Here is a 1,322-nt window from a genome sequence, read left to right as displayed (position 1 = left end):
CCCGTTGTGAGACCTTTCCAACCCGAAAAATATTTAGCAGGAATTCGCTCATAGCCCATCAGCCCGCCGCAGCGTAGAATGGTTAGATTAACCGAAGTTTCTTTCCAAAGTGCAAGTAATAATTTTTCGGCTTTTACCATCGTTGGGCTGGCTGATTGCTCGGGGGTGATGACATCTTCTTCAAAAACTTCTCTATTCAGTTCGGGGTAAACAGAAGTTGAACTTATGTAGATGATATTTTTGATAGAAGATGCTTTGATGAACGGAAGTAAATTAGAAATTTGCTCTACGTGGGCATCTACTTTCTGCAGACTGATTCGTGGCGGAATGTTTATCAACAGCGTTTCAGAATTTAAAAAGTTATCCACATTTTCGCCAACAACTTGTGGATTAAGTTGAATGCGAAAAGCTTCAATGCCATTTTCGGTCAGAATAGGTAGTTTTTCTTCGTTCGTAGTACTTCCTTTTACTGTGTATCCTTTATCTGAAAAATACTTTCCGAGTGGTAAACCTAACCAGCCGCAACCCAAAATACTTATTGATTTACTCATTTATTCGAAAATCTCTTTTATACTTATACTAAAACCTTTTATAATTTCGGAAGTGACAAAACCTTCTTTTAATTTTTGCGAAAGTTCAAAACTTTTATTTTTCAAAATGTATTGTTCTACGGCTTGATGCTCGGTATCAATAATCCAATATTCTTTTACATCGTGCAAGGCATAATCGGTCATTTTTATGCCATAATCTCTTTCTTTTGTGCTATCGGATAGTATTTCTACAACAAAATCAGGTGCAGGAAATGCCGATTGTTTCGATTCAAAATTGATAGATTTTTCCTTTGTCCAAAAACAAATATCTGGTTCGTAATCATTGCGAGTGAGTCGAATCATCGCTTTTTCGTAGGCAACTTCTCCTAAATCATTATCATAAACATGAGGAATCAAGCGGCGAGTAATTCGGGTAGATGCTTTCCAATGACGACCATAAATAGGCGAGTGATAAATGATTTCACCCATGATAAATTCAGCTTTTTGATTTTCATCAACATCAGCCCAAAACTCATGGCGGCGTTTTTGTTCGTCGGCCCAAGCTTTCTCTAATTCATCGAGAATTTCCCTTAGATTTGGTGCGTGTAACAAGTCAGAAACTAACATTTTGGATAAGTTTTACCAACGAATTTAAGAATAAAATTGTTAAAAACCTTATTTGGTATTTTTCTCTTCGCTCTCCAATTCAAAAATCTTTACATCAACCACAAACCTAAACCAAAGAGCTTGCAGGAAGTGGAAAATCATACCTTCTTTGCCATCAAGAATACC

The 1,322-nt window shown here is 36.6% G+C and carries 2 protein-coding genes and 1 pseudogene; all 3 read right to left on the bottom strand.

The annotated features are described in order from the left end of the window. The coding region (locus ACOVO2_RS21845) for an NAD-dependent epimerase/dehydratase family protein (RefSeq protein WP_421772007.1) at window positions 1-551 on the bottom strand (551 nt) is incomplete at its 3' end. Beyond that, the gene (locus ACOVO2_RS21840) at window positions 552-1,157 is read right to left on the bottom strand and encodes a Uma2 family endonuclease (RefSeq protein WP_421772006.1); all 606 of its coding nucleotides are present in this window, start codon (window positions 1,155-1,157) and stop codon (window positions 552-554) included. Window positions 1,158-1,205: 48 nt separating this feature from the next. Then, a pseudogene (locus tag ACOVO2_RS21835) lies at window positions 1,206-1,322 on the bottom strand (glycosyltransferase family 2 protein); the annotation flags it as partial.

Origin of the sequence: Emticicia sp. (assembly GCF_049241225.1) — a bacterium.
Classification (GTDB): domain Bacteria; phylum Bacteroidota; class Bacteroidia; order Cytophagales; family Spirosomataceae; genus Emticicia.
Note: the sequence above shows the minus strand (reverse complement) of the source record. Positions and strands in the feature narration are given on the sequence as shown.